Here is a 20,932-nt window from a genome sequence, read left to right on the forward strand (position 1 = left end):
TCAACCACTGAACTCCAGGCCATTTTATTTCTTGTCTTTACGAGTTAGAAATCAATCCGGAGAGCAGCCTGTCCGGTGCGATTTCCCGCATTCTCTGCCGTTTGCGCGCCGATCAATGCACCGAAGGTAGAAGGACTATCTACTACCGTTGCCGGCGGAGCGAAGTTTATGTGGTTCAGTACATTAGTAAAGGTCGATTCAAAGCGAGCATGAACCTTTTCGGTAATATGAAATGATTTTGCCACGCCAAGACTGACCGTCGCCGTTCCAGGGCCCTGCAAGATACCAACCCCAGCATTGCCGAAACGACCGGCTCCAACTGGTGTCGGCGCAAAGGCCGTGATATTGAAGAACTGCGCTCTCGATTGTCCCCCATACAAGTTATTCGCGACAACGTCGGGGCGCAAAACTGCGCTGCGGTTCGCAACGTTTGTATTGGATTGATCATTGGTCTGCGCTTGCCCAGTCGCCCCTACGGGGCAGGAACCATCAGCGTTTGTGGTGACCTGACATCCGCCCGCGCTGATGCTCGGCGTCAACCATGGGCCTGTTTCAAGCAGAGTTACAGTTGTAAGATCCCAGCCACCGAGGATGGCGTCCTTCACACCGCCAACGTTCATGAACTTACGGCCTCTGCCCACAGGAAGCTGATATACCCCAGTCAGCAGCATACGGTGACGGCGTGTACCTTCCACATTGCCAAGATCTTGCTTAATGTTGAAGCGGTTAGCAATCGGACCACCGTAGTTCACCTCGCCTGCAAATGAACTCGGTGCATCTCCCTGGTTATCCGCCTGATTGTTAGCGAAGGTATAGTTCGCATTGAAGTAGAGCCCGCGCTGCATTCTGTGCGAGGCCTCCAACTCAAAAGCGCGATAGTTTGCCTCACCTGCGTTGAACGTGCTGAAGATTTGTGCCCAGTTTAAGTAAGGAGTCCGAGCATCTGCCCATGGCGCTGCCACGGTCGGCGTATAGGTAGTGCTGCTAGCCGGAATCTGGTTCAGGTCTTCCGTAATGCTCAGCCTATAGGTATGCATCCCTACATAGCTCGCACGAATGGACGTATTGTTCGAAATCTCACGCTCCACTGTCACGTTCCACTGGTTCGATTGAGGATCACGGTAGTTCGGGTCTACACCTTGATCCAAACCGCCTCCCCCAATTTGCGCAGATACGCTGGGAGGCGCAGTATTGGGAAACCGGATCTGGGGAGTATTTGGCCCCGCCGTATTGACATTCGAGTAAGTGTGAAGGGCTGAGGTTGGATTACCACTGTTATTGAACGACAGGGGGCCAAGGTTGGTCATTGTATAGATACCGAAGCCCGCACGGATAACTGTCTTGGTGTCATTGAAGGGCCGGTAGGCTATGGAGATACGTGGCTGGAAGTTCCCCTTATAAGTATTGCGCAGGCTCTGCGGCAATCCATCCTGGCTGGCCGTCACATATTTCGTACATGGAAGCCCATTGAAGTTCAAATTACATGCATTGAACGACTGCTGAAAACCAACATTTGAAGCAGTAATATTTTGGCTTGTGAGATATGCCGCAAGATTATCCGGAACTACGATTGAATTATTCCTCTGATCAAAGTTAGCCAGGTTACCGCCATCTTCCTGAAATCCGGGAAGTACCTGCCAGCGCATGCCGTAGCTCAGAGTAAGTCGGCTGTTAAGCTGATACTCGTCCTGCACAAACAGGCTGTACTGAGTGGCTGTTCCACCTACGTCTGGGCTGGATACTGCGAAGTTCAGAGTAGTTGGCGCGCCTTCCAGAAAATCGCCGAAGGCATTTCCGGTGAAGGTTGGCTGGAAAGTGAAGCTACCGAAGTCATCCGAGGCGTATGACGGGGCAAAGCTCTCCAGGTCGAAGTAGCGAAGCCGACGAATATCAATTCCGGCCTTTAGCGTGTGCTTGCCAAGAGTGTATGTAACGTTATCGCTGAACTGCATGGTATGGGACTGAGTAACACCCGCCTTATCCCTGCCAATCGGCGTAAGTCCGGTGCCGGAGCTGAAGTTAAAGGTTGGGAATGCGTGCGTCGTCTGATGCTGACTGATATTTACGCCAGTCAGATCGAGCTGGGTCAACGCGTCCGATCCCTGGATTGGGAAGTTCACGTTTGTTGTGACGTTCGTAAATCCGAAGCGAAACTCGTTCAGCAGCTTTGGCGTAATCGCGTAGGTATGGGAAAACAGGAAGCTCCGATTATGGATGGAATCGACGTCGTTCGGCAAGAATGGATTTGCCAAGTCGGAAGTAATATTCTTACGGCTGAAGCGGGCGTACGCGGACTGCTTGGAGGATATGGCTTGATCCAGGCGAATATCGGCGCCGTCGGTTCGGGCTGGAGTCGATTGAAAGTTCTCGTAGTTGAATCCAGACTGCCCTCCTACGTTCGGCAGGGGAATGTAAGTTAGGAGAGCCTTTGCTGTCGCACTGATATTGCCGGCAAGAATTGGCGCCAGAGCAGGCTGGCCAGGCTGATTGAATCCACTGAGATCGCCGTTCCGCTCGGCTAGCGTAGGAACTTCAAACTGCTGGGCTACCGCGGTTGTTCGCCTGTTTCCCTCGTAGTCGACAAAGAAGAACGTCTTATTGTGTCCGTCATACAAGCGGGGAATCATAATCGGGCCGCTGAGTGAAAATCCAAAGGTATTAAACTTTTTTGGTGACTTACTGCTAAACCCGAATGGGATAGCATCCAGCGCCTGATTTTGCAGATATTCAAAGACGCTTCCATGAATATTGTTCGTTCCGTTCTTGGTGGTAAAGGTGACATCACCAATCTGCGAGAACTCGGCGCTGTTGTTGAACGATGTTACTTTGACTGCGGCGATTCCCTCCTGCGACGGGTAGGCATCCTGCAGCGCACCGTTCTGTCTTACGTTTGCGGTCGAGATACCATCGACGGAAAAGTTGACCATCGACGAACTGGCTCCACCGAGCGCAATATTACCCGAGCTATCTGTCTGAACGTTGGGGGAGAGGCCAAGAGCGCCGAGTGGGCTGGTCGTCGTAGCACGGTTATTCAGAGGAAGCTGCGTCATCTGCAGGTTATCCTTTGAGTCGCTGAGCGTTCCGTTCTCGGTGTTGATCTGGTCGGCTGCGGAGGTAACTTCGACGGTCGTAGTCTGGGCCGCTACCGACAGCGTGACCGTCAGGCGGAGATCCTGGCGAGCCTCGACTGCAATGCCGGTCAGGGTCGTGTCGGCGAAGCCATCATGGTGAGCAAGCAGTCTGTAGTGGCCTGCCTTAACGTTTTCGAATATAAAACCGCCCGAGGCATCAGCATTTGCAGGACGCTCTGTATTCTCGTCCGTGCTGTGAAGCACAACATGGCTATTGGAGATTGCCGCACTGGTGTTGTCCTGAACGGTACCTCTTATGCTTCCGAAGGTCGACTGCGCGAAGGCTGGAGCTACAGAACTCAGAATAAGAACAAGGGTGAAGAGTAGAAGCGATCCCGCACAGGGGATGTGCATGAGATTGCTCTCTTTTTTGTTACTTATTGCGGCCTTATTCCCTTCATAACTTGTCAGAAGTCCAGCAACAAAATTTGCACCAGACTGAGAAAGGCCTCGAATGTATTTCATTTGCATCACCTCGTGAAACCGGCTATCTGCCGGCCACACTCAGTGAAACGTGAAACCCATAAGGCACGCATAAGTGAGCTACTTATGTATTCCTTATGGGTTCGGAGTTACTTCTTACTTTTTATTTCTTACTTTGACTTACTTATGCAGCCGTCCGTCCCCGCCGCACCGCGATAAACGAGCGCACGCAAAGTGCCACGAAGACCAGACAAAGCGTACCCATGATGGCCTGCACCTTCGCCGCATCGGGCCGTGCCACCTCATGTCCCGCTGCCATCTGAATGATGCCGATGATCCCCGGAATCGTTCCCAGAAAGCCCAACAGACCGACCGTTACCGCGATGTGCATGAACAACATGCGGCGCTTCGCGTTGGGCGTCTGCGCCAGCGCGCCGAAGACCACCAGCAGCAGGCCGAACGCGGCCGGAATCAGCGTATGCGGATGGTGCCCCAGGCTTACGAACGCGCCCGCACCCAGGATCAGCAGCAGCACTCCAAAGACAACCGTTATCTTCGCCATAATAGAACTCCCTTTCCCTCAGGATACCTCTTCGGCATCCCTGGTCATCTCTTCGGCATTCTTAGTCATCTTCAGGATCGGCAGCCGCTCGCCGTTCGGCAGCGGCACCTCGATCAACTCTCCTGGCTGGTATCCCTTGAGTGTGTACAAGGCCACGCCCGTCAGCGTCGATCCCATCTCAAAGCGTCGAAACCCGGCGGCGTGTGCGGCGTTCTCGACCGTCGCCAGCACAAGGCTGCCCAGCCCCTGCCGCGCCCAGTCCGGATGCACGAAGATCGCTCGGATCTTTGCCGCATCTACAGCGGGGTCGATGCGGTCGTCTTCTCTCACCGCAGCGCCGTCGCTGCCGAAGAGCGTGCGCCGGTCGCTCCATCCGCCGCTGGCTACCAGAGTGCCGTCGGCGGTCTCAGCTACGAAGTAGTGGCGGTCGTCGATCAGCTGCGTGTCCAGCCCCAGCGCCGTGCCCAGCGCGCCGTCGATCTGCGCCTGCGTGTAATCCCCAAGCTGCAGACGGCGCACGGAGTCTGCGATCAACGCACGCAGCGCCGGTGCATCCTCCGGCTCTGCCAGCCGCACGCTGAAGCGCGGCTCACTCAATGCTTCAGCTCCGCCACCAGTTTCTTCCAGTCACGCTCGCTCTGATTCGCATAGGCCACGGCAAAGCGCAGGATCGCCTCGTCGAAGCGCTCCGAGTTGCCCAAATAGCCCGCGATCATCGCGCAGTCCCCCGCCCGTGCATGTCCGCGTGCGAGCAGTTCGCCGCAGAGCCCCGCATATTCGGGAAGGGTCGCCGACTTGAGCGTCGTAATGTCGATGGCGGCCTTGTGATCGTTCAACTGACGCACCAGATAGTCGCGCCCATCGAGCGTGGTCCAGCCCAGAAATGGGTCCGACTGAAACTGCATCGCCCTCTCCGCCTCGGCCACGCGCTGGCCCTGATGAGCAGGTGATGCGCCGCCCAGATACGGGGCGTAAGCCGACGCAACCTCCTCCTTCACTTGCAGAAAGAGTGGGTCGTCCTCGCCATTGCCTTCGAGGTACACCACATAATCGCGCAACCCGACAGAGCCTGTTCCCACCACCTTGAACGCAACATCCAGCACTCGATACCGGTCCAGCAGACGACGCCGCTCCGGCAGCAACGAGTCGCGGTAGGTAGTCAGCGAGTCCCTGACCTGCTGGGCAACGAGGCCCGTCAGCCGCTCCAGAGTTGGCGGCTTCGTCCTGAAGATGCGCTCCCCGCCCTTCGTCTCCTCAGTCAGCGTGTCGAGCGAGTGTAGCGGCGTGGATCGCTCAGCGATCTCCAGCACCTGCTCAATGGAGGGCAGATCGCCGAGCCGCTTAACCTGGTGCCGCTCCGCGCTCAGCACCGTCATCTTCGTCAGCCCGATGATGCCCTCGCGATAACTCGCCAGCATCATCTCCACGGCCTCGCGGCAGCGCGCCTCTTTCACTCCGGCCTCGCGCCCCGCCAGCAAGATACTGGTGGCCATGCGCTTCACATCCCATTCGAACGGCCCCACCATCGACTCGTCGAAGTCGTTGATGTCGAAGACCAGCCGCCCGTCCGCCCCTTCGTATGCGCCCAGGTTGCTGACGTGCGCGTCGCCGCAGATCTGGTTCAGGATGCCCGAGTTCGGCCCCAGCGAGAGGTCGTACGCCATCACCGTGGCCGCGCCGCGAAAGTATGCAAACGCCGAGGCCGCCATGCGCTCGTACTTCAGCTTCACCAGCTTGGGGATACGGCCCTTATCGCTTCGCTTCAACAGCGTCTTCGGCTCCTCATCTCGCGCGCTCGCATTCCAGCCCGCGTGATCGGCCCGGCGCATGTGCTTGCGCTGCCGCTGCCCGGCCTCCAGACGCTCGGTGTAGGTTAGCCTCTCGCTCACAGTGCGGCCTCCTTCAGCTTCGCCAACACGTCCTCAACCTGCCAGTCGTTGCTCGGGTAGAACGCGACTACCTTGCCATCCTTGCCGATCAGGGCGGTCGCCATCGAGTGGTTCAGCGTGCGGTCGTCGCCCGGCGTCACGCCGACGTCAAAGTAGTGCTCAACATCTGTGAGGTCTGCCGCCGAAGGAGCCGCGAAGTCCCAGTGCTTGAAGGTCTCGTTCGTAAACTGTCCCGTGTGCGCGCCGCCGTAGCTACGCAGCACGGCGGGCGTATCGTACGCGGGGTCGAAGCTGATGCTGAGCAGATGCGTGCTGCCGTAGAGCTTCGGCTCGGCCGCCAGCGCCTTGTCGATCTGCGCGAAGTTCGTGCTCATGCGCGGGCAGTAGTCGGCCAGCGGGCAGCGCGTGTAGATGAAGGTGAGCAGCACCGCCTTGCCCTTGAAGCCGCCCAGGTGGATCGTCTTGCCACTCTGGTTCAGCAGCTTGAAGTCCGGCACCGACTCGCCCGGCTCCGGGACATGATACTGCGACTGCGGCTTGTAGTCGGGGCGCGTCTGGCCGACGATGACGACGTGGTCCAGCCGAGGGTTGAGATAGCCGTCCGAGTCCTTATCCACCAGCAACTGCGCCGTGATGGTGTCGCCGGGGTGCAACTCCGAGAGGATCTCCGGCTGCACCAGCTTGTAGGGCATCGTCATCGCTCCCATAAAGCCGGGGATAGCCTGATGAGCCACCGTCACCTCGCCGTGAGCGGCGTTGGTCGAGACGATCCGGCCGCGCAGCGTGAAGGTCTTCGCGGGCTGGCCCGCCGCCACCGTTGGAGCAGGCGCGCTCTTGCGGCAGCCCGCAACCGACAGCACGAGACTCAAACCCAGAACAGCCGTAAACCGCTTCATGGAAACTCCCATCGCACACACCACCCCAGTGGCGATCATAATAGTTTCATGCCACCGACGCAGAGGATGAGCGATCACCGCACTGTACCGACGGTCCCTGTCCCGACTCTTCCAGTCCCGACGCTTCTATGGATGTACGCCACCTTCATCCTCACCGGCCTCGGCACCTTCCTGCTCGGGCCGATTCTGCCTATGCTCAGCCGCCAGTGGCATCTGGCCGACGCGCAGGCGGGCCTGCTGCTGATGGCGCAGTTCTGCGGCTCGTTCTGTGGAGGCATCAGCACCTCGGGACGGCTGCGCCGCAGCGTCGCCGTCGGAGTCGCCGCTTCCACGCTGGGCCTGGCGATCTTCGCCCTGGCTCCGGGGCTGGCCGTGGCCTGCACGGGCCTCGTCATCGGAGGCTTCGGCGTGGGCCGCACCCTCACCGCCATCCACATCATCGCGGGACGCCGCTTCACCGCCAACCGCGGCGTCTCCGTCACCCGGCTCAACCTCTCCTGGAGCTTCGGCGCGATGCTCTCGCCGCTGCTGGCCGCGTGGCTGACGCCGCACTTCGCCCTGCGCAATCTGCTTCTGACGCTGGCTGGCTTCTTCCTCATTTCGATCATCGCCCTCGTCTTCCAGATGCGGGGAGCCGAACCCGAGCCGCCCGCCCGCGCCGAGGCCGACACCATCCCCGGACTCCGCCCGCACGTCTTCCTCTACTTTCTCGGCATCCTCTTCGTCTACGGCGGACTTGAGACCTGCCTCAGCGGCTGGCTCACCACCTTCGCCCTGCGCTACGGCACCTCGTCGCTGGCGCTCAGCGAGTACACGCTGGTCCTGCTGCTGCTCGGCCTCACCGTGGGCCGTGCCATAGCCTCCGCGCTTCTGCACCGCGTCGCCGAGACCACCCTCATCCGCGTCGCTCTGGGGCTCTCGGCAATCCTCTCCGCCGCGCTGGCCACGGCCCACACCGCCGCCTCCATCGCCGCCTTCGCGGTCCTGCTCGGCCTCAGCCTGGCCGCGGTCTTCCCCGTCTCGTTCTCGATCCTTCTGGGCTACCACCCCCGCGCACGTCAGGCTGGAGCGGTCATCGCGGTCTCGGGACTGGGCGCGGCATCTCTTCCGTGGCTGATGGGCGTCCTCTCCACCCGGACCGGCTCGTTGCAGCTCGCGCTCGGCATCCCCGTGGCCGCCGCGCTGGTTCTGCTGGTGATGATCCTCTTCCCACCGAAGCTGGATGCTTTCACTCCTTAAGGCAACAGCAAAAGCGCCCTAACGCCGGGCGGGCGGCACTTCGTGCAGTTCTGGACGCTTCGCGTAAATACCAGAGACCTTTTTCCGGCGATGAGAGATTGATTTCAAACGACATACAACTCATAAACCTACAATCGTCTTTTGGTTTATAAGCAAGAGAGATGCCCCTGCCACCCGAGATCGCACAAGCCCTGGCCGACGGCGGCGAGATCGTCACCTCCAACCAGCGCGCCGCCCGCACCCTCCGCCGCGACTTCAACGCAGCGATGCAGGCCGAGGGCCGCACCCGCTGGCACAGTCCCTCCATCTTCGCCTTCGACACCTGGGCCACCGGCCTCTGGCACCAGATTCTGCTCGCAGGCAAGACCGACCGGGTGCTCCTGAACCCCGCCCAGGAGCACGCCATCTGGCGAGCAGTCCTTGCAGCGGAAAGCTCCTCAGAGACGACGCGCTCGCTCGACTCGCTGGCCCAGATGGCCGCCGAGGCTTGGTCGCGACTGCACCTCTACAACGGCCGCTCCCGCCTCCGCACCCTCAGCACCAGCACCGACACCCGCGCCTTCCAGCGCTGGGCCGTGGCCTTCGAGCGTCGCCTGCAACGCGAGTCCTGGCTCACCCGCGCCGAACTTCCCGCCGCCCTTGGAGCGGCTGGCCTCGCCATAAACGGCCTGCTGCTAGTCGGCTTCGACACCCCGCCGCCCGCCTATACGTCCCTCTTCGCCTCCCTAACCCCCGTTACCCACTACCAACCTGCAACCGAAGCCCACGACCGTCAACTGGCCGCCTGCGCCGACGATCTATCCGAGATCCGCGCCGCCGCCCACTGGGCACGGAGCGTCCTCACAGCCGCCCCTGCCGCCCGCATCGGCGTCATCGTCCCCGGCCTCGAAGACCGCAAGCCCTTGATCGCCCGCGTCTTCCGCGAGATCCTGGCCCCCGAGCTGGAGGACATCGCCTCCACAGCCGCCGCTCCCTACGAGTTCTCCCTCGGCACCCCGCTGGCCAGCACCGCGCTGGTCGCCACAGCGCTCGACCTCCTCCGCTGGACCCAGCAGCCGCTCCCGCTCGACACGATCAGCGCCCTGCTGCTCTCGCCGTACTTCGGCGCAGCCTTGGGAGATGAGGCCGCCGCCGCCGCCGCCGAGTTCGACGCCTTCGAGCTGCGCCAGTCCCGTATGCTCCGCCCCGAGCTAACGCTCGACCAGGCCATCGCCTCCGTGGCCACCGCCAAGCGCAGCGAGCAGCTAACCGACCTGCTCCTCCGCCTCCGTGCCCTACGCCGCAGCGCAGCCGACACCACCGAGCGCCCGTACGCCGAGCACGCCGACGCCTTCCGCGCCGCCCTCGAAGCTACCCGCTGGTCCGTCCGAGCGGGCGAGGACTCCACCACCTTCCAGGCCCTGCGGCGGTGGGAGTCCGCGCTCGATGAGCTGGCCACGCTCGACTTCGACGGCTCCCGCGCCACCCCCACGATGGCCCTCCGGGCACTCACCCGCATCGCCACCCAGGCCATCTTCGCCCCCGAGTCGCACGACGCGCCCATCCAGATCCTAGGCCCGCTCGAAGCCTCCGGCTCCCGCTTCGACGCCGCCTGGGTCCTCGGCGCGGGCGAGCTGAGCTGGCCCCCGCAGCCCTCCACCACGCCCTTTCTGCCCTGGCACATCCAGCAGGAGCTGGCCATGCCCGGAGCCGACGCCGCCCGTGACCGCGGGGCCGCCCAGCGCCTGACTGCCCGGCTGGCCAGCGCCGCCCCCACCGTCGTCTTCAGCTACTCGGCCACGCTCGCCGACGGCCACCAGCACCCGTCGCCTCTACTCGAGCCTCTCGGTCTCACCCCCTACGACCCCATCCCCGAGCCCACCCGCACCGCGCTCCCGCTCGAGTCCGTGCCCGACCAGCCGCCACCACCCTACCCGCCCGACCACCCCAGCCGGGGCGGCTCCCAGCTCCTGCAACACCAGGCCGCCTGCGCCTTCCGCGCTTTCGCCGAACATCGCCTCGGCTCCTCCGCCATCGACGCCCGCGACCCCGGCATGAACGCGCTCGAGCGCGGCGTCGACGTCCATAAGATCATGGAGACCTTCTGGGACGAGGTCCGCGACCAGGAGACCCTGAAGTCCCTGACCGAAAACCAGCGCCACGCCACGCTCGACCGCTGCATCGACGCGGCCCTCGGGCGCTCTCGCCGCCTTACCCAGACCACCTGGGATGAGGCTTACCTGTCCCTCCAACGCGAGCGCCTGCGCCAGCTCCTGCGCCCGTGGCTCGACTTCGAGCTGACCCGCCCGCCCTTCCTCGTCCGCCAGCAGGAGGAGAAACTCGAAGCCCACATCGGCCCCCTGCACCTGCAACTCCGCGCCGACCGCATCGACGAGACCAGCGGCGGCGACCTCATCCTCGACTACAAGACCGGCCACGCCTCTCCCGCCGAGTGGCTCTCCGACCGCCCCGACGCCCCCCAGCTTCCGCTCTACGCCATCCAGCCCGCGTGGCCGCGCCCGGACGGAACCCCGCTCGGCGGCGTGGCCTTCGCCCTGCTCCGCGCCGGGGACGACCTGGCCCTGACCGGCTTCGCCTCCACACCCGAGGTCTTCGCCTCCACTGCCAAGAACCAGCTCCCACTCGAATCCCAGCTCGAGGAGTGGCGGCGCGTCCTCACCGCTCTGGCCGAGGAGTTCGCCGCCGGAGACGCCCGCGTCGATCCCAAACGCTACCCCAACACCTGCCAGCACTGCGGCCAGCGCCTCCTCTGCCGCCTCAATCTGGCCACCTTCTCCGAAGAAGAGTCCGAGGAAAGCGAGCTGGCCCATGAATAACCCCAGTCCTAACCTCCTCCTCTTCCCCACCCCGCCCGCCATCTCCGACGCCGCGGCGCGAGAGGAAGCCCTCGACATCCAACGGTCGTTTCTGATCGAAGCGCCAGCCGGTTCCGGCAAGACCGGCCTCCTCATCCGCCGCTACCTCAAGCTCCTCACCGACCCCGCCGTCACCGATCCCGCGCAGGTTCTCGCCATCACCTTCACCCTGAAGGCCACGGCCGAGATGCGCGAGCGCGTCCTCGGCCAGCTCACCGACGCCCGCGACGCCATCCCCCCGAAGAACGCCTTCGACCGCGACACCCGGCCGCTCGCCGAGGCCGTCGTGGCCCGCGACCGCGAGGCCGGGTGGAACCTGATCGAGTCGCCGCAACGCTTCAACATCCGCACCATCGACGCCGTCTGCGCGCAGATCGCCCGCTCGCTCCCCATCCTCTCGGGCAGCGCCGGTTCGGCCACGCCGGTCGAGCCCGCCACCGGCCTCTACCAGCAGGCCGCCCGCCGGACGCTGATGCAGCTCGGCGGCCCCGACGCCGCGCTGAACGCCGCGCTCGAAACCCTGCTGCTGCACCGCGACGGCAACCTGTCCAACTGCGAGCAGTTGCTGGCCAACATGCTCTCCTGGCGCGACCAGTGGGGCGAGCTGGTCCCGCTCACCCGGCGCGACCTCGACGAACAGTACCTCGACACCGTCGTCCTGCCCAAGCTCGAACGCGCCCTCGAACAGGTCGTCTGCCGCACCCTCACCCGGATCGCGCAGGTCATCCCGCAAGATCTGCTGGCCGAACTAACCCTGCTGGCCAGCCGACTGGCCTGGGCCGAGGGCTACAAGGGAGCCGAATCCCCCATCACGATCTGCCGCGAGCTGACCTCCGCCCCCGGACAGGCCGCCGCAGACCTCGCCCACTGGCGCTCGCTGGTCCACCTCGTCATTACGCCGTCCCAGCAGAACTGGCGCGGCGGCTTCAACAAGAACCAGATCCTCTTCGAGACCACCCCCAAGGACCGGGCCGACCTCAAAGAGCTGGTCGCCCGTTTCAGCAATACTCCCGGCCTCGTCGAAATTCTCTGCTCCCTGCTCGCTCTGCCGCCGCTCCAGTACCCCGCCGACCAGTGGCGCATCACCAAGGCCCTCTTCCAGATCCTCTCCCGCGCATTGGTCGAGCTGCAGCTCGTCTTCGCTGAGCGCAACGAGTGCGATTTCACCGAGATATCGCTGCTGGCCAAGTCCGCACTGCGCCGCGAAGACGCCCAGGACGACCTCTCCACCGCGCTGGGCATGAGGCTCCAGCACCTGCTCGTCGACGAGATGCAGGACACCTCCACCGGCCAGTACGAGCTGATCCAGCTCCTCACCCAGAACTGGGACGGCCGCAGCCAGACCGTCTTCCTCGTCGGCGACCCCAAGCAGTCCATCTACCTCTTCCGCCAGGCCCGCGTGGAGCGCTTCGTCCACACGCTGCTCGAGCGCCGTCTCGGCGACATCCCCCTGACGCCGCTCCAGCTCACGGCCAACTTCCGCTCGCAGCGCACGCTGGTCACCGCCTTCAACGAGACCTTCGCCCGTCTCTTCCCCCTGAAGCCCGACCCGACCCAGCCCGAGCAGGTGCCCTACGTCGCCGCCTCCGCCGTCCGCGAGGCCACCGGCGACGCCGCCTTCGCGTGGCACGCCAGCCTGACTGACGACTCAACCCAACCCGGCCAGAATGCCAGCGAGATCGCCAGCATCGCCGCCGCGTGGCGCAGCCGCAACCCCGGCACCAGCATCGCCGTCCTCGTCCGCAACAAGCGCCACCTGCACGAGATCATCGACGCCCTCAAGCTCGCCCGCCTGCCCTTCCGCGCCGTCGAGATCGAGCCGCTCGCCGACCGCCAGGAGATCCTCGACCTGACCGCGCTCACCCGCGCCCTGCTCCACCCCGCCGACCGCACCGCCTGGTTCGCCCTGCTGCGCTCGCCCGCCTGCGGCCTCACGCTGGCCGACCTGCACCAGCTCGCCGGGGCCGACGACCACGCCTTCGCCGAGGAGACCGTCTTCCACCTCATCGAGATACGCGGCGAGGAGCTATCCGAGGACGGCATCGAGCGCATCTCCCGCGTCTACCCGATCTTGCGCGCCGCCCTCGCCCGGCGAGGCCGCCTGCCCCTCGCCGAGCTGATCGAGCGGACCTGGCACTCGCTGGGCATGGCCGACTGCTCGGACGAGGAGGCCAGCCGCAACGCCAACCGCTTCTTTTCGCTCCTCGACCAACTCGAAGAGCCCGGCGGCCGACTCGAGCTGACCACGCTCACCGACCGCCTCGCCCGCCTCTTCGCCGAGCCGTCCGTCCACCCCGGAGCCATCGACCTGATGACCATTCACAAGGCCAAGGGCCTGGAGTGGGACGTCGTCTTTGTCCCCGCGCTCGAAAAGATAGGCCGCAGCTCCACGGGCCGTCTGCTGAGCTGGCTGGAGATAGAGTCCACGGACGACTCCGAAGAGGAAGACCAAGCCCCCGGCATCCTGGCCCCCATCCCCGGCAAGGGCCGCCAGACCGACGGCCTCACCACCTGGATTCAGGGCGTGGAGAAATCCCGCGAAGCCGCCGAGCGCAAGCGCCTCTTCTACGTGGCCTGCACCCGCGCCCGCGAAGAGCTGCACCTCTTCGCCTCCCCCAAGGCCAAGAAAGACGGAGCCGCCTCAGTCCCCTCCACAAGCCTCCTCGGAGCCGCCTGGCCCGCCGCCGAGCCGCACTTCCTCAACGCCGCCGCCCCAGCCGAGCCAGACGTAGTCTTCAAAATAGCCGCCGAGGCGGAGCCAGAATCCTCCCCAAAGCTCTCCCGCGCCCTACCGCTCCAGCGAGTCCCGGCCAACTATCTCCCTCAGCAACCCGCGCCGCTCTTCACGCCCGCCCGGCCGCAGAGGCTCGCCCCCATCTTCACCCGCTCCGAAGGCTCCTTCGCCGCCCGGACCTACGGCAACGCCGTCCACGCCCTGCTCGAGCAGATCACCGCCCAGCTCGCCTCGGGCACAACCTCGGCCGACCTGCTAGCCGAGCTTCCCCGCTGGACTCCGCGTGCCGCCGCCATCCTCCGGGCCTCCGGCCTGCCCCCGGCTCTCGTCGAGAGCCACTCCGCCCGCGCCATCGACGCACTAACCGCCGCACTGCGCGACCCCGAAGGGCTATGGCTCCTCGGCCCTCACCCCGCAGCCGCCACCGAACACGAGCAGGTCTCCCTCCGCGACGGTGCCCCGCACACACTCCGCGCCGACCGCGTCTTCCTCGCCGGTCCCACGCCCTTATCCGAGGGAGAAAGCCACCTCTGGATCGTCGACTACAAGACCGCCAACGTCGAAGATCTCGAAGTAGAACGCCAGAGGCACGCTCAGCAACTGGAGGGCTACGCCGATGAGCTGGCCGCTCCCGGCCAACCCCTCCGGCTGGCCCTCTACTTCCCCAGCTTGCCGCAGCTTATCTGGTGGGAGGCTCCTGTCCTGCCGGACGGGCCCGCTGCGCGCGGGGCGGTCACTTCGTGACTTTCATCCTTGTCTGGGTGATTTGAAAGCAAAGGTCCTCCCGTTGGTCGGAAACAAAAATGCTCTGACCAACGGGAGGATCACACTGTATGAAACGTTTAGGCCGGTGTCGTATTGTGGCGAACGTCCGCGCCGCGAACCCAGAAGATCACATCCTCCGCGATATTCGTCGCATGATCCCCCACCCGCTCCAGGTTCCGCGCAATAATCAACGCGTTCAGCGACTGCGGAGTCAGCTCTGGCTTCTCGCCGATCAGCGTGCTCAACGCATAAAACGCTGCGTCGTTCATGTCATCCACCTGGTCGTCGAGCGCCAGCACCGCCTGCGCTAGCTCCGCATCGGCCTCGATAAACGCCTGCAACGCCTTGCGCACCATCGCGGCCGATAACGACGCCAGCTTCGGAATATCCACCGGCAGATCGTAGTTGGCAAACGCGCCCATCTCGCGCACGCGCACCGCGATATTCACCGCCTGGTCGCCCACCCGCTCGAGGTCCGCGTTGATCCGGATGACCGAAAGAATGAAGCGCAGGTCGATGGCCATCGGCTGCTCCATCGCCAGCAGGTCCAGCGCCATCTGGTCGATCTCGCGCTCCAGCCGGTTGATCGCGGGCTCGGACCGGAAGACCAACTCGCAGATCGACATATCCCGCGTCCGGTAGGCTTCGATCGAACGCTGAATGGCCTGCTCGGCCATCCCCGCCATCACCAGAAGCTTTTCTTTCAGATCGTCGAGGCTCTGCTGAAATTTGATCCGCGTCATCCGAACCTCCCGGTGATGTAGTCCTCCGTCCTCTTATCACTGGGCCGCGTAAAGATCTTGTGCGTCGAATCGAACTCCACCAGCTTGCCGTTCAGGAAGAAGCCCGTGTTCTCGGCCACGCGCGCCGCCTGCTGCATGTTGTGCGTCACGATCACAATGGTGTACTGGCTCTTGAGCTGGAAGATCAGGTCCTCGATCTTCGAGGTCGAGACCGGGTCCAGCGCCGAGGCCGGCTCGTCCATCAGCAGCACCTCGGGATCGACCGCCAGCGCGCGCGCGATGCACATTCTCTGCTGCTGTCCGCCCGAGAGGCTCGCGCCCGACTTCTTCTTCAGGTCGTCCTTGACCTCTTCCCACAGCGCCGCCTGCTTCAGCGAGCGCTCCACCGTCTCGTCCAGAATGGCGCGGTTGCGAAAGCCGTTCAGCTTCAGCCCGCTGGCCACGTTGTCGTAGATCGACATGGTGGGAAACGGATTGGGCCGCTGGAACACCATGCCCACGCGCCGCCGTATCTCCACCGGCGAGGCGTCGCTGTAGATGTCCACATCGCCCATCTTCACCGTGCCCGTCGCCCGCGCAATCGGGTTGGTCTCGTGCATCCGGTTCAGGCAGCGCACAAACGTCGATTTGCCGCAGCCCGAAGGCCCGATCAGCGCCGTCGCATGGTTGGCCGGGATGTGCAGATTGATGTCCTGCAACGTATGCGTCGTGCCATACCATGCGTTCAAATGTTCGACTTGAATCCCAACTCCCATTAGCTTGAACCCTTCAGCGCACCGCGGTTTGCAAACACCCGCACTAGCGTCACAGAAACCATAATCATCACAATCAGCACCAGCGCCCCGGCCCACGCCAGCCTGTGCCACTCATCGTAGGGAGAGATGGCATACACGTAAATCTGTAGCGGCAGCGCGCCGATCGGCTCGTTCAGCTTGAGGCTCCAGAACTGGTTGCCGAAGGCGGTGAACAGCAGCGGAGCCGTCTCGCCCGCCACGCGCGCGAACGCCAGCATACAGCCGGTGATGATGCCCGGCGAAGCCGTCCGCAGGCTGACCGAAACCACCGTGCGCCACTTGGGCACGCCCAGCCCCAGCGCCGCCTCGCGGATCGCATGAGGCACCGTCGAGAGCATCTCCTCGGTGGTGCGAGTGATCGTCGGCACCATCATAATGGCCAGCGCCACGCCACCCGCAAAGGCCGAAAAGTGTTTCTGCTGCATCACGATCAGCGAATAGATCGCAATGCCCATCACGATGGAGGGTACGCCGTTCAGCACGTCGGCCGTAAACCGCACCGCGTTCGCCAGCATCTTGCCCTGGCCGAACTCCGCGAGATAGACGCCCGCCGCGATGCCCACCGGAATCCCCATCACGCTCGACAGCGCCAGCACAATTGCCGAACCCACGATGGAGTTCGCCATGCCGCCGCCCGGCTCGCCCACCGGCGCGGGGATCTTGGTGAAGAAGTCGAGGTTCAGTGAGCTTGCGCCCTTGTACAGCAGGTACACCAGGATCGCCACCAGCGGCGCGATCACCAGGATCGTGCTCAGAATCGCAAGGCCGCTGACAAAATAGTTCGTAAACGTACGCCGCGCCGTGTTCAGACGCATGGCTCGCGTCGAGAAATCCATCGGCGCCCTGGGCTTCGGGTCCATTGCCATCGGCTGTGTGCTCATCGCTTAGGCCACCCTCGCCGGTGCGCCGCGAGTTACGGCCCAGACCAGAAGCCGCGCAATCGCGTTCACCACAATCGTTACCAGGAACAGAGCCAGTCCGATCTCGATCAGGGCGCTCAGGTACAGGTCGCCCGTGGCCTCGGAGAACTCATTGGCGATGACGCTGGCCAGCGTGTAGCCCGGCGCAAACAGACTCTTCGAGATGACCGGGTGATTTCCGATCACCATCGTCACGGCCATCGTCTCGCCCAGCGCACGGCCCAGACCGAGGATCACCGCGCCGACGATGCCGATGCGCGCATTGCGCAGCACGCCGATGCGGATCATCTCCCAGCGCGTGGCCCCCAGCGCCAGCACCGCCTCACGCTGGTTGTTCGGCACCGCCATCATAATGTCGCGGGTGATCGAAGAGATGATCGGCAGAATCATGATAGCGAGGATGATGCTCGCGGTCAGCAGGCCAACGCCGAAGTTCGCGCCCTCGAAGAAGCCCGTCCAGCCGAGGTACGTCGAGAGGAGCGGGCCGACCTGGTCGCGCATCAGCGGCACCAGCACGAAGACAGCCCAGAGGCCGTAGACCACGCTCGGAATCGCGGCCAGAAGCTCAGTCAAAAATGAGATCGGAGCCCGCAGCGCCTTGGGGCAAAGCTCGGTGATGAACACCGCGACGCCCAGCGCCAGCGGCACCGCCATCAGCAGCGCCAGCAGCGACGTGGCCAGCGTGCCGTAGATGAACGGCAGAGCGCCGAAGGATCCGCTTACCGGGTCCCACTCCTGGCTGGAGAAGAACTTGAGTCCGAACGCCGCCAGCGAGAGCTTCGAGCGAACGACCAAAATGCTCGCGATAAAGACCACAATCGCGAAGATGCTGCACGCGCAGATCAACATCAGCGCGAAGAAGATCCCATCCGGAACGCTGCCGCTGCCACGCTTGCTCAAGAACAGGCGGATCGGCGACGGTGGCCCTGGGTCGGCAACAGGCGGGGCAGGCGCTACAAAGTTCGTTACGGATGGCGCCTGTGCGATTGCGCCGGGCTTCGAGAATGCGGGATCAACGGTCATGCGGTCGGGAGTCGCGTCCTGAGTGGAGTTCAACATTGGGGCTGGCGGCTCGACGCCGAAAACTGAAAACCTGCCAGAAAAAAGAACTGCGGTGAAGGTAACACAACGACCGGCGTCAGGATGCTCCACCCTGACGCCGGCTACGTTCTAGTGTACCGTCGCGATCGTCTGCTTCACGCGGTCGGCGACCGCCTTCGGCAGCGGAGCGTAGCTCATCGGCGCAGCCTCGGCCTCGCCGGTCGAGAGCATCCACTGGAGGAAGCCCTGGAGCGCCTTGCCCTTGGCCGGATCAGCCGACTTGGTGGGGATCAGCAGCCAGGTGAAGCTCGAGATCGGGTAGGAATCCCCGCCCGCGGCGTTCGTGATCGACACCCGGTAGTCCGCAGGCATGTTCTTCGCAGCCGCGGCCGCCGCAGCCGTCACGCCCTCGGTCGAAGCCTTCACGAACTTGCCCGCAGCGTTGCGGACCGAACCGTACTGCATCTTGTTCGTCACCGCGTAGATCAGCTCGACGTAGCCGAACGAGTAGGGCGACTGGCGCACCATTCCGGCGATGCCCTCGTTGCCCTTCTGCCCGATGCCGACCGGCCACTTGACGCTGGTCGCCTTGCCCACGCGGGTGTTCCACTCCGGGCTGACCTTCGAGAGCCAGTCGGTGAAGATGTAGGTCGTGCCCGACCCGTCCGAACGGTAGACCGGCAGGATCGCCTTCGCGGGCAGGTTCACGCCCGGGTTGTCCTTGGCGATGACGGGATCGTTCCACTTGGTGATCTTACCCAGGTAGATGCCCGCGATCGCATCCTGCGAGAACTTCAGGTCCGCGGTCACGCCCGGCAGGTTGTAGGTCGGAACCACCGCTCCCAGAACCGTCGGGATGTGTATTACCTTCACCTTCGAGGCGCTCAGCTGCTCGTCGGTCATCGGACCGTCGGTCGCGCCGAAGTCCACCGTACCTTCGGAGACCTGGCGGATACCGCCGCCCGAGCCGATGGACTGGTAGTTGATCTTTACTTCCGGGTGCACATGGCTATACTCAGTGAACCAGCGCGAGTAGATCGGATAGGGGAAGGTCGCTCCCGCGCCGTTGATGTTCTGGGCCAGCGCCGTCGGCACCGCGCTCATTGCCGTAAAGGACAGGACACATGCTGCAATCAGGTTCAGTTTCAAAGTCTCCCCCTCAAATAGGTCACGCGAACAGTCAGCGCACCTGCATCTAGTGTCGTCAAGCTGTGTTACTGTACGGTTACATCGCCATAAAAACGAAAAGAATCAATGCTTTCGGACATCTGCAAACAGTTGCACGGTCCCCTGTCCGGCTTCTTTCCGGCCCTGCCTCCGACCAGCGGCGGAGAGACCGTATCTCCCCTTACTGCACCGGATACAAGGCTTTGGGCAGGGTAAACAGGAAGTTGCTCCCGGCTCCCAGCTCACTCTCGGCCCGGATGCTGCCGCCTTGCGCGTGGACCATGTGCCGCGCGATGGCCAGCCCAGCCGGTGCCGCCCGACTCCCGCGACCGCGTCTTATCCACTCGGTAGAAACGCTCGAAGATCCGGGTCAGGTGCTCGGAGGCGATTCCCGGCCCGAAGTCCCGCACGCTGAACTCCACGGCGTCAAAAGGCTCGGAGACCTCACGCGCGCTCACCACCACGCGGGCACGGTCCTCTTCGCTGCGGGTCCGGCCCTCGCCCTTGCCGTGCCCATACTTCAGCGCGTTCTCAATGAGGTTGCCCAGCACCTGCATCACCGAGTCCGCATCGGCAAAGACCTGGCACTTGGTCGTCGGCCCAATCTCGAGTACCGCCCCGTTCTCCTGCACCAGCCCGCTCATGGACGCCACCGCGTCCCGCACCAGTTGCGCCGCCGAGACCGGGGCCGGGTTCAGTTCCTGCTTCGGCCCCTCGACACGGGCCATTACCAGCAGATCCTCGGTCAGCCGGTTCATCCGCGTCGCGTTCTTCAGGATCGTGCGCAGAAAGTCCCGCGCCACGGGGCTCAGGGATGCCTCGTGGTCGAGCAGCGTCTCCACGTAGCCGGTGATCGAGGTCAGCGGCGTGCGCAGCTCGTGCGATACGTTGGCTACGAAGTCGCGTTGGGTCCGCTCCACCTCTTCGATGCGGGTGATGTCGTGCATCACCGCCACCGCGCCGCCCCCCGGCGTGGGCGAGGCGTTGATCTCGAAGATCCGCCCCGGCACCAGCGACGTGGACTTGCGCTCGTTGACCACGCGCTCCTCAATCGCCGTGCGCACGCAGGCCAGCACCTCCGGGTCTCGGATCGTCTGCACCAGCGCGTGGCCGATCTTGACCGCGCCCGAGACCGAGGCGCTCGGGATCATCCCCTGCAGATTCCGATTGGTCCACTGGATGCGCCCGGCGCTATCGACCCCGACCACTGCGTCCTGCATACTGTCGAGCAGCGACTCCAGCTCGCGCCTGCTCTCCACTGCCCGCTCCAGCGCTCGCTGCACCTGGCCCGAGGCCGCGGCCAGCGAGAGCGCCAGCCCGTCAAAGTCGCGGTAGCGCGTCGCCAGCGGCCCCTGGCGGCCCTCCACCAGCAGCGCTGCCGCCTCCTGCAACGGACGCAGAATTCGCCGCAGCGACTGCGCCGTCCACAGCGAGACCAGCGCGGCCCACGCCAGCAGCAGCAGCACATCTCCAAAGATGGAGAACGCAGGGTCTACCCGGTGGATCGACCAGTCCAGCGCCGTCACCACCCCGACCGCCAGCACCAGCCGCACCAGCAGATTGAGGAACAGACTCCGACTCACCCCTGAACCCCCGCGTCTTTGCAAACGCCTTGTCTTGCGCCACCGTTACCTGTCGTAATCGTCCCCGATCCTGCCCAGCCCTGGCCTCGATCCGGACAAAGCCCGGCCACAGGAGAGACAGTCGAGTACAGAGACAGGAACCCCACCTCTTCGCCGATTGCTGCTTCGTCGCCGCAACCGCCCTGTGGCG

General features: G+C 63.7%; 14 protein-coding genes. 3 read left to right on the top strand and 11 right to left on the bottom strand.

What is annotated here, in order from left to right; translation table 11 throughout:
* Positions 1 to 44: 44 nt before the first annotated feature.
* The 5 genes from FTO74_RS13285 to FTO74_RS13305 form a co-directional block, all read right to left on the bottom strand.
* Complete coding sequence (locus FTO74_RS13285) at positions 45 to 3,596, bottom strand: TonB-dependent receptor (protein WP_174242226.1); 3,552 nt, start codon at positions 3,594 to 3,596, stop codon at positions 45 to 47.
* A gap of 142 nt (positions 3,597 to 3,738) precedes the next feature.
* Positions 3,739 to 4,116, bottom strand: a complete 378-nt coding sequence (locus FTO74_RS13290; protein WP_162538577.1) for a hypothetical protein — start codon at positions 4,114 to 4,116, stop codon at positions 3,739 to 3,741.
* 18 nt (positions 4,117 to 4,134) lie between these two features.
* A complete protein-coding gene (locus FTO74_RS13295) occupies positions 4,135 to 4,713 on the bottom strand; it encodes a GNAT family N-acetyltransferase (protein ID WP_162538578.1) in 579 nt (192 codons plus the stop codon).
* Positions 4,710 to 6,005, bottom strand: a complete 1,296-nt coding sequence (locus FTO74_RS13300) for a DUF2252 domain-containing protein (protein WP_162538579.1) — start codon at positions 6,003 to 6,005, stop codon at positions 4,710 to 4,712. Before FTO74_RS13300 ends, FTO74_RS13295 begins: the two co-directional genes overlap by 4 nt.
* The gene (locus FTO74_RS13305) at positions 6,002 to 6,901 is read right to left on the bottom strand and encodes an SCO family protein (RefSeq protein ID WP_162538580.1); all 900 of its coding nucleotides are present in this window, start codon (positions 6,899 to 6,901) and stop codon (positions 6,002 to 6,004) included. Before FTO74_RS13305 ends, FTO74_RS13300 begins: the two co-directional genes overlap by 4 nt.
* Positions 6,902 to 6,949: 48 nt before the next feature.
* Here FTO74_RS13305 and FTO74_RS13310 point away from each other — a divergent pair, with 48 nt between their 5' ends.
* The 3 genes from FTO74_RS13310 (at position 6,950) to FTO74_RS13320 (ending at position 14,473) form a co-directional block, all read left to right on the top strand.
* Complete coding sequence (locus tag FTO74_RS13310; RefSeq protein WP_255462259.1) at positions 6,950 to 8,140, top strand: MFS transporter; 1,191 nt, start codon at positions 6,950 to 6,952, stop codon at positions 8,138 to 8,140.
* Positions 8,141 to 8,301: 161 nt separating this feature from the next.
* A complete protein-coding gene (locus FTO74_RS13315) occupies positions 8,302 to 10,956 on the top strand; it encodes a PD-(D/E)XK nuclease family protein (RefSeq protein WP_162538581.1) in 2,655 nt (884 codons plus the stop codon).
* Positions 10,949 to 14,473, top strand: a complete 3,525-nt coding sequence (locus tag FTO74_RS13320) for a UvrD-helicase domain-containing protein (RefSeq protein WP_162538582.1) — start codon at positions 10,949 to 10,951, stop codon at positions 14,471 to 14,473. The genes FTO74_RS13315 and FTO74_RS13320 overlap by 8 nt, the downstream gene beginning before the upstream one ends.
* A 98-nt stretch (positions 14,474 to 14,571) precedes the next feature.
* Here the strand turns inward: FTO74_RS13320 and phoU are convergent, their stop codons facing one another.
* From phoU to FTO74_RS13350, 6 genes are all read right to left on the bottom strand, one after another.
* Positions 14,572 to 15,237 (bottom strand): phosphate signaling complex protein PhoU, encoded by a 666-nt coding sequence (gene phoU / locus FTO74_RS13325; protein ID WP_162538583.1) that lies wholly within the window; start codon positions 15,235 to 15,237, stop codon positions 14,572 to 14,574.
* Positions 15,234 to 15,992: a phosphate ABC transporter ATP-binding protein PstB gene (gene pstB, locus FTO74_RS13330; protein WP_162538584.1), complete on the bottom strand. Its 759-nt coding sequence runs from the start codon at positions 15,990 to 15,992 to the stop codon at positions 15,234 to 15,236. Before pstB ends, phoU begins: the two co-directional genes overlap by 4 nt.
* Complete coding sequence (gene pstA / locus FTO74_RS13335) at positions 15,992 to 16,912, bottom strand: phosphate ABC transporter permease PstA (protein ID WP_255462260.1); 921 nt, start codon at positions 16,910 to 16,912, stop codon at positions 15,992 to 15,994. Before pstA ends, pstB begins: the two co-directional genes overlap by 1 nt.
* A gap of 3 nt (positions 16,913 to 16,915) precedes the next feature.
* Positions 16,916 to 18,010 (bottom strand): phosphate ABC transporter permease subunit PstC, encoded by a 1,095-nt coding sequence (pstC, locus tag FTO74_RS13340; protein ID WP_255462261.1) that lies wholly within the window; start codon positions 18,008 to 18,010, stop codon positions 16,916 to 16,918.
* Between the two features lie 111 nt (positions 18,011 to 18,121).
* Positions 18,122 to 19,141, bottom strand: a complete 1,020-nt coding sequence (gene pstS / locus FTO74_RS13345; protein WP_255462262.1) for a phosphate ABC transporter substrate-binding protein PstS — start codon at positions 19,139 to 19,141, stop codon at positions 18,122 to 18,124.
* Between the two features lie 260 nt (positions 19,142 to 19,401).
* Positions 19,402 to 20,742 carry a histidine kinase dimerization/phospho-acceptor domain-containing protein gene (locus FTO74_RS13350; protein ID WP_255462263.1) on the bottom strand — a complete coding sequence of 447 codons (1,341 nt, stop codon included), beginning with the start codon at positions 20,740 to 20,742 and terminating at the stop codon, positions 19,402 to 19,404.
* Positions 20,743 to 20,932 lie beyond the last annotated feature (190 nt).

Source organism: Granulicella sp. WH15 (genome assembly GCF_009914315.1).
Lineage (GTDB): Bacteria > Acidobacteriota > Terriglobia > Terriglobales > Acidobacteriaceae > Edaphobacter.

Excerpts from the sequence above, each read along its gene's own strand:
- pstC (WP_255462261.1), bottom strand. The coding sequence starts at position 18,010 with ATGTTGAACTCCACTCAGGACGCGACTCCCGACCGCATGACCGTTGAT.
- FTO74_RS13290 (WP_162538577.1), bottom strand. The coding sequence starts at position 4,116 with ATGGCGAAGATAACGGTTGTCTTTGGAGTGCTGCTGCTGATCCTGGGT.
- FTO74_RS13285 (WP_174242226.1), bottom strand. The coding sequence starts at position 3,596 with ATGAAATACATTCGAGGCCTTTCTCAGTCTGGTGCAAATTTTGTTGCT.
- phoU (WP_162538583.1), bottom strand. The coding sequence starts at position 15,237 with ATGACGCGGATCAAATTTCAGCAGAGCCTCGACGATCTGAAAGAAAAG.
- pstB (WP_162538584.1), bottom strand. The coding sequence starts at position 15,992 with ATGGGAGTTGGGATTCAAGTCGAACATTTGAACGCATGGTATGGCACG.
- FTO74_RS13305 (WP_162538580.1), bottom strand. The coding sequence starts at position 6,901 with ATGAAGCGGTTTACGGCTGTTCTGGGTTTGAGTCTCGTGCTGTCGGTT.
- FTO74_RS13315 (WP_162538581.1), top strand. The coding sequence starts at position 8,302 with ATGCCCCTGCCACCCGAGATCGCACAAGCCCTGGCCGACGGCGGCGAG.
- FTO74_RS13310 (WP_255462259.1), top strand. The coding sequence starts at position 6,950 with ATGCCACCGACGCAGAGGATGAGCGATCACCGCACTGTACCGACGGTC.
- FTO74_RS13320 (WP_162538582.1), top strand. The coding sequence starts at position 10,949 with ATGAATAACCCCAGTCCTAACCTCCTCCTCTTCCCCACCCCGCCCGCC.
- pstA (WP_255462260.1), bottom strand. The coding sequence starts at position 16,912 with ATGAGCACACAGCCGATGGCAATGGACCCGAAGCCCAGGGCGCCGATG.